Consider the following 1,539-nt stretch of genomic DNA (forward strand, 5'->3'; position numbering starts at 1 on the left):
TTCCCATGCAACCCGTTTTCGCTGCCCCAGTGACCGCGGACCGCGTGGGCGAAGCGCGCGGCGCCGGTGCCGATACTCCCAATAAAAGAGCGGGTCTCGACCGAGACCTTGCCAGCGACTTCACGGCGCGATTCGACCAGGCCGATCCTGTTCGTCGCTTCCCACAAGGCGCTGCGCGGCACGCCGGAAAGCTCGCCCAGGGTACGGTCGCGACGGGTTTCGAGACGACCATGCCCCCGCTCGACGGTTTCGAGGAACGCCGAATCGACGCCGGCATCGTCTCTGGCGTCGATGAAGGCCTCCTCGACCTCGGCGGCCCGCGTTTCCTGGTGGCCTTTGAGGGCCAGGACATCGTCCCCTCCCTGGCGGATGATCGGCTCGGCAATCTTGGTCTGGCAGCCCATGGCGTCGAGGGTGACGATGCAGCCCTCCAGCGTCAGCCATGCCAGCAATCGCGGAATCGCCGTAATCTCCTTGGAGTTGGCGTCGGTCGCGACCTGCCCGAGCACCACCCGATTGGCCGTCGCCCAGGCACTGACCAGGTGCAACGCCGCCAAGCCCTGGCCGCGATGGTGCGAGCGGCGCAAGGTCTTGCCATCGACGGCCATGATCTCATCGGGGATCAGTTCAGCCACCGACGCGCTCCATTGGCGAAAGCCGGCGGCAAACTGCGCGGGATCGATCCGCCCAAACACCCGCCCGAAGGTGTCGTGCGACGGGATGCCATTGGGCCGTTTCAGAAAGGTGCGCAGCCACGCCTCCTTGGCCTGTCCGAACGCCTCAACGGCGACCCAGCCGTCGGCCCCGCCGAGCGTCGCGGCGATGGCGATCACAACCATCTCGATCAGCAAGTGCCGGCGTTGAATCGCGCCGCACGGCTCGTCCAGCGGGGCAAAATAACGCGCAATCGATCGCTCCACACTCAAGTCGCACATCGGCGAGATCTCCCCAAGACGCAAAAGACTCAGGTCATTGGGGTCGCCGAGCGGATTGTCTAACAGTATCCGCGAATACGTTGATGCGATTGCCCTGTCCTCTAGAGCGACCGCCAGAAAGCGCGCTCGGGTCACCGATGCTGCGTCCACTTTGAGTACCGGTTGCTCGGTACGGATGCCTGCAAACGGAAAGGGTTTCGGGTGCTGCGGAATCTGCTCGACCGCGACCTGTTGGGGTTCATGCGCGTCCACGTCACGTTTGCCGCCAAGCCGACCAAGGACGCCATCGGCCAAGCCGTCCCCGGTGCGCCACTCAGCACGCGCCGGGGGTACGAGAAGCGCTGTGATCGTTTCCTGGCGGAGGCCGATCGCCGTTACCACGACATCCCGGTCCAAGAACTGCTGTCGTGGTTACCCGTGTTGGGGGAAACGCTCGCGGTCAACACCACGTATGATCAAGCGCTGGTGAAGCAACTATTCGGGGACGGGAATCCTGGGTTTACTTTATGGATCATTACCCCTAATCTGATCCCCTTAAAAAATCACGAAGACATCACAGCGTCTCGACCTCGAACCCCACCAGATTCCGCCCCTCGCGCGAGAA

The 1,539-nt window shown here is 63.5% G+C and carries 2 protein-coding genes; one reads left to right on the forward strand and one right to left on the reverse strand.

From position 1 onward, the window contains the following. On the reverse strand, positions 1-935 hold a 935-nt coding region (locus QZY07_RS20095), incomplete at its 3' end, for an ISAs1 family transposase (RefSeq protein ID WP_295406449.1). Between the two features lie 201 nt (positions 936-1,136). Here QZY07_RS20095 and QZY07_RS20100 point away from each other — a divergent pair. Next, on the forward strand, positions 1,137-1,539 hold a 403-nt coding region (locus tag QZY07_RS20100; protein ID WP_295406451.1), incomplete at its 3' end, for a hypothetical protein.

It is taken from the genome of uncultured Thiocystis sp. (genome assembly GCF_903866365.1).
GTDB lineage: Bacteria > Pseudomonadota > Gammaproteobacteria > Chromatiales > Chromatiaceae > Chromatium.